General features: G+C 44.6%; 3 protein-coding genes and 1 pseudogene. 2 read left to right on the forward strand and 2 right to left on the reverse strand.

Annotated features, from left to right (window positions below; translation table 11 throughout):
* Positions 1-141: 141 nt before the first annotated feature.
* Together RIG27_RS19615 and RIG27_RS19620 are read left to right on the forward strand one after the other, a co-directional pair.
* Entirely contained in the window at positions 142-486 is a 345-nt protein-coding gene (locus RIG27_RS19615; RefSeq protein ID WP_446347913.1) for a hypothetical protein, read from the forward strand.
* Positions 483-575 (forward strand): annotated as a pseudogene (locus tag RIG27_RS19620) (HNH endonuclease); the annotation flags it as partial. The gene RIG27_RS19615 and the pseudogene RIG27_RS19620, both read left to right, overlap by 4 nt.
* A 262-nt stretch (positions 576-837) precedes the next feature.
* Here RIG27_RS19620 and dnaE read toward each other — a convergent pair.
* Together dnaE and RIG27_RS19630 are read right to left on the reverse strand one after the other, a co-directional pair.
* Positions 838-4,455, reverse strand: coding sequence for a DNA polymerase III subunit alpha (dnaE, locus tag RIG27_RS19625; RefSeq protein ID WP_446347915.1), 3,618 nt, complete (start codon positions 4,453-4,455; stop codon positions 838-840).
* A gap of 202 nt (positions 4,456-4,657) precedes the next feature.
* Positions 4,658-5,251 carry a hypothetical protein gene (locus tag RIG27_RS19630; protein ID WP_446347917.1) on the reverse strand — a complete coding sequence of 198 codons (594 nt, stop codon included), beginning with the start codon at positions 5,249-5,251 and terminating at the stop codon, positions 4,658-4,660.
* Positions 5,252-5,898: the final 647 nt, after the last annotated feature.

Genomic DNA, 5,898 nt, shown 5'->3' on the forward strand with positions numbered 1-5,898 from the left:
GGCGAGTTTGTGCTCAACAAAAAGAGGAGGTCAATCAAATTGGATTACTGCACACCCATTCACCGTAAAGACGGCTATAGCTATTCATTTTGACCATGTTTGAGTAGAGATGAGCAGAAATGTTGTTACAGATACTCACCCATGTTTGAGCAAGTGCGTTATGTTACCAACGAGCAGGGGGAGCGAGTTGGCGTCTTGTTAGATTTGGAAGCCTGCAATCGACTAGCGAACCCATTCGCTCTAGATGACGAGTGCTTAATTGGCTTAAGCCGAGATGAACTGCAAGCGTTAGCCGATAGTAAGCTAGCTCCCGCCGCACAGAATCAATTGAACGATTTGCTAGTTCAGAATGCAGAATCTCAACTCTCTGCTGACGAAATTGCAAATCTAGACCGTTTGCTAGCACAAGTCGATCAACTGACAATCCTCAAAACCAGAGCTAGATATACTCTGCACTGCCTAGAAACAATGGCAACGGTGGCGTGAGCGCTTATATTCCTGTTGAGCTACAGCGACAAGTTCGCGCCCATTTTAGGGATTGCTGCGCCTATTGCCGCACGGCTGAAGCTCTGACGCGCCGTAACGCACCGTTATCGTTTGTTTTCGTGCGTTACGCTGTCGCTAACGCACCCTACAAGAGGCGATCGCTTGGGAATTAAGCCTTTGTACTACACTTTGGTGGATTCTCAACTCATCACCAACCTAAGGCGAATGCCATTGAATTTAGAGTTTGTAGTAAGCGCTAAAGCGCTTCTGGCACTAAAGTGCCTACTACGAACCCAGCTTATTTCAGTGCTATTCAACCTAAGGCTGGTTAATGCGGCGGCTTCCCCTCTCTTAAAAAACAGGTTGCAATACCTCCACCTGCTTCAACTCCAAGCCTTGCTCAAATATCTGATCAATCGGTAACATTTGAGCCTCATCTGTCATAAACTTATGGTCTTTTGTCGCCCGAATCGTAGTACCATCCTCTAACACATATTCAAACACCTCTTGCTCACCGCGATTATGCCATTGTGCAATGGGTTGGGTGTAGACATAACCATGCTCATCCACACTATAAACCGTACACTCAATCTGCTTTTCTACAATTTCCCCAATTGCCACAGCACCATATTCAACCGTAAGAATTGGTGTATCATAACTCAAGCAGTATTCAGCAAATAGGATCATCTGCTCGAATAATTCTTCCGCAATTCGTTTTGCTACACCATTTTTTGCCGCCCCATCGATAAAAATCTCTCGATGTTTCTCCATTTCTGCCACTTTCTTTTTACCCATACAGTTATGAGCAATAAAATCATTGGCAATAAAGTTATGAGTTTGGCAAATGCTTAAGTCAAAAACCTCCTCTTGACCAACATATTCAATCGAGACAATTTCATCCCAGAATACATCAGACTCGGCAATTGCCATCAGTGCTTTATCCGGCAAAGCCGTGGCAAAATTCTGGACTCGATGACGCGCTAAACTCCGAGTGGGAACTTTCTGGAAATTTAAACCAGAAGACATGGTTCCCTGTCGGACACCAGCAGCGTGATCAATCTGTTTCCACGTCATACCCTTTGATTTTTTTGCTTGGGCAATTAAGGAAATCACGTCTGGAGGAATTGAATGTTTTGACTGATTCTGCGACTTATTCTTTATTACCGCATAACACGTTTGAGCTTGTTGCCATTTATAGCGACTCAAAAAGGGTTGAATCAGTTCACAGAATTTAAGCATATCCTCACGCCCTGTAATTTGCGCTCTGTAGGAAATGTGAGGATTACCGTTGTACTTAATCGTTAAAAGTTGTTCTGCACAATGATTAAAATCAGCAATCAGTTCAGGGTCACTATTACAGAAATAACTACAGGAAGGACTCTTTGTCGAAAGATGACCATCACCTATTAGATAAGCAGTTAGCTTAATTTGAGCATCTGATATATCACTCTCTGCCGCCAGTGGTAATATCTTAGCTAGTCCAATCCGACTACCAACCTTAAACTGATCCAGAGGCTGCCATCCTAATAATGAATAGAAACGATGATCCGCTGTCGCTTTAATTTTACGATTGGTTTTCGTGATGATTTCCCAAACATCTCGCACGCCGTTCGGATGAATTTCACTAATCGGTTGCTGAGTAATCTTTTGCGTTACCTGATCCAGAGACAACACCTCTCGTCCCAACCAATACTCAGGTTTGGATGCAATGTCTTTGAGAGACACTAAACGCCCCGTTTCTGCATCAATAATCTCCGTTGAACCACTCAGACATCGGCGTAGTAAATCCGCTTGACCTAGGGAATACCCCGCCAAATCCTGAGCCATTTTCATGATTTGCTCTTGATAACAAAGCGTACCATACGTTTCTTTTAAAATTGGCTCTAATAGCGGATGTTGATATTCAACCTTTTCTTTCCCATGTTTCCGATTAATAAACTTAGGAATTAGACCTGCATCTAAAGGTCCCGGACGATACAATGCCAAAATCGAAGAAATATCTTCAATACTCGACGGTTTCAACTCCCGCACCACCTGACGCATCCCAGAGGATTCTAATTGAAAAATTCCCTCTAACTCGCCTTTCTCTAACACTTTATAGGTTTTCTTGATATCATCGGGGATTTTCTTAATTTCCCCCTTTGCCACAATCTGAAATGCTTTCCGTTCATCCAGGGGTAACTGATCCAGATCTAACGTTATATTTTGATGTTGGCGAATCAATTCCGCCGTTTTCTGAATTGTGGTTAAATTTTTCAGACCTAGAAAATCCATTTTCAAGAGTCCGAGGGATTCTAAGTCCTCCATAAAATACTGAGTAATCACCGCCCCCTCATTATTCACCTGCAAGGGAACAATTTCATCTAAGGGTTCGGACGAAATCACCACCCCCGCCGCGTGAACGCCAAAGGTTTTATTGGTTCCCTCAATCCGGATTGCCATATCCAGCCAGCGCTGCACTTCGGGGTTATTTAAGTAAGCATCTCTAAACTCTGGGGTGGGCGTTTTCTCAGAAATCATTACCTTTAACTTAGTGGGTTTTCCCCGTGAAACCGGAATCATTTTTGCCATCCGATCTGATTCCCCATAGGGAATATTCAACACCCTGGCGACATCTTTTAATACCGCCTTTGATGTCATCCGGTTAAATGTAATAATTTGTGCCACCCGATCTGCCCCATATTTGTGGGTGACATATTCAATTACCTCATCCCGACGTTCAATACAGAAATCCGTATCAATATCAGGCATAGATTTCCGTTCCGGATTGAGAAAGCGCTCAAATAAAAGCCCATGATGCACCGGATCAATATTAGTAATTTTCAGGGAATAGGCAACTAAGGAACCCGCCGCCGAACCCCGTCCTGGACCGACAGGAATCTTCTGATCTCTGGCATATTTAATATAATCCCATACGACTAAAAAGTAGGTGGAAAATCCCATCTGCTGCATCATTTTCAGCTCATATTCCAGCCGTTCTTTATAGACGAGATCGATGTCACTGCGAGAACGACATCCCATGCGCTCCAATAATCCCTCCCAAGTAACTTCTTCTAAGTAACTATCAGCACTGTGACCCTTGGGAACGGGATAATTGGGGATGCGTGGTTCCCCCATAATGTCGTAACGTTTTACCTTATCAGCGACCTCCAGCGTATTCGCGATCGCCTCTTCGATCACCTCATCGGGCAAATGATCCCGAAATAGCTGTGCCATCTCCTCAGCAGACTTGAGATACTCTGTACCGGAGTAGCGCATCCGCTTTTCATCTTCGATTAATTTACTCGTCTGCATGCAGAGTAAGGCGTCATGGGCTTCGACATCGTAACAAGAGACAAAGTGGGAGTCATTTGTTGCGACGATTTTAATTTCTAATTCACGGGCAATTTTAACAATTTCTACGTTAACAATCCGGTCTTCAATTGACCCATGATCTTGAATTTCTAGATAATAATCGTCACCAAAAACCTCTTTATACCATTTGGCAAGCTCTCGTGCCTTTTGCCCGTCATCCTTGAGAATCGCTTGGGGGACTTCTCCGCCCAAACAACCACTGGTGACGATTAATCCATCACGGTACTGTTGAAGTAATTCTTTATTAATACAAGGACGCTGAACAATTCCTTTTCCTTGGATTCCTTTCAGATGAGAAATTGTCGTTAGTTTAACTAAATTTTTATAGCCTTGGGTATTTTTTGCCAAGACAACTTGATGGTATTTGCGCTGTTTCTTCTTCGTCTTATCCTGAATATCCCCTTTAACCACATACATTTCATTGCCGATAATCGGCTTAATCCCTTTCCCTCGACAAACTTTAATCAACTCGATCGCGCCATACATCACCCCATGATCCGTCAGTGCGATCGCACTCATCCCTAATTCCACCGCCCGATCCACCAGTTGCGGTAGCTGGGACGCGCCATCAAGTAAGCTGTAGTCACTGTGAATATGTAGACCAACGAAGGACATAGAACAAATAGAGATAAGGATTCCGTTAAGGGGCGCGATCGCTCACCTTCATGGTAAGCTGACGGGTCTAATGATAGTCCCGATTCATCCAGATTGACTCTGGCTACCCCACATATAAGGATACATCATCCAATTAAACCCTATATGTAGTCGTACCACCCGTAGGGGCTTGGTAGGGGCTTGGTTACCAAGCCCCTACGGTTTACGCGATCGCACTCGATAGATCTTGCCAGCGCTGATGCCACAATTGCTGCATTTTTTGGATAATCTCAGGTAAATCCTGAAATTCCTGACTTTGTTGATTGATTTCCCCAGCTAATCCCTGAAGTCGGTTAAAATCTCGGCAACAGTAGAGTACCCGTTTCCAAGCCCCATACCAATCCTGTCCGGCTTCCTGATGGGCGCGAATGGGTTTGCTGCGTTCTTCCTCGTTTCTGAGATATTCAGCCTGTTTTGCCCACGCCTGACGCCAAGGTTGCACGGCTTCGGGTTGCTCATGCTGATCATACCAGTCACGTTCACGACGGAGGATTTCGCCTAATTCATCAAGCTGGGAACGAGAGGTACAGCGCCCAATCGCTGCTAATCCCGCCTCAATCCACAGGGGCAAGTTGCGATAACTGACAAAGATAGCCCGGGATTCGGCTAACTTGACCCAGATTTGGTGTTGCCAGCATTCGACGCGATCGATTTGCTGGAGGGGAATGTTAAGAAATGTAGCGACTTGGTGACGTACTTTATCGAGAGAAAATTGGTGCGGATCAATTATTCCAGCCGTGATTAAGTTACGAGACATGGTGAATCACTCCTGATTTGGGTATGAGTGGTAGCGTTGGCTTGATTTAGGACAGTTGATGTTGGATTTGTGGCGATATCGGCTTTTTTGCCGGAAAAACGCCCAAATCCTCAACCCTAAATCGATTGACCCAAAATCTTAGCCACCCCGTATAAGTTGCCTTAAGAAGTCGGAGTGGCTAGAGGAGTGTTACTATTTCTTCTAGCTTCCAGACTGGCTCCTGCAGTTTGGGGGTTAGCTGCTCAGAGCTGCGTGAACAGCTTTGAGTGGCGCTAAGAATTTTCGGTTGAATTTGGATTATCTTAGCACATTGAAGGATGGATGCCCTAGCGTCAAGGCTTTTTTACAAAAGTTTATTAGGTCGTCGTATTTTTATCCAAACTAGGACTTATATCATGTTCGGTCAAACCCCCCTAATAAAAACGCCTGAAACCCCTGTTATTGCAGCATTGCAATTATGGGCAATCGTTAGGACATGATATTACGCTTTCTTTACGGCACAGGCACTACCTGTAGGGGCACGGCATTGCCCATTGGTGTCAACTTAACCAGAAGAAGCCCAGATTTCTTTTGAGCGAGCGGCATTGTCTCGATGCCGCTTGCGCTCAGTTTTGACTAAACCTAAGAGCTTGTAATGATCAACCAAA

This window comes from Coleofasciculus sp. F4-SAH-05 (assembly GCF_040222985.1).
GTDB classification, from domain to species: Bacteria; Cyanobacteriota; Cyanobacteriia; order Cyanobacteriales; family Coleofasciculaceae; genus Coleofasciculus; species Coleofasciculus chthonoplastes.